Raw genomic sequence first — 324 nt, forward strand, 5'->3', positions numbered from 1 at the left:
CGACCATCATCTCTCCGGTGCGGTCAATCGACTCAGGAAATGCGGAATAGAAAGGCGGGCCAGCGAGGGCGCGAATTGGCGTGGCCCACAGCACCAAGTTCAGTTCGGGCTTTGCTGTCCTGTAGAAGGATTTCCAAAAGCCCACCTGTTGCACGTGTCCTCCCGGTGGCTCACACTGCTCGTCGATAGATCCAGAGCTGTGCGGGAGGAACGTTGCGGACGACGAGATCGTAGTGCGAAACGATGTAACGTTCGCGTATTTTGTGAACCGGTGACAGAAGTCTGTAGGTAATTTGGATACGACCGTCAGGATTGGCATAAGGG

1 pseudogene is annotated in these 324 nt (G+C 55.2%); it reads right to left on the reverse strand.

The annotated features are described in order from the left end of the window. Positions 1–170: 170 nt before the first annotated feature. Positions 171–324: pseudogene (locus EN824_RS36420) on the reverse strand (SAM-dependent methyltransferase); the annotation flags it as partial.

This window comes from Mesorhizobium sp. M8A.F.Ca.ET.181.01.1.1, assembly GCF_004792025.1.
Classification (GTDB): Bacteria; Pseudomonadota; Alphaproteobacteria; order Rhizobiales; family Rhizobiaceae; genus Mesorhizobium.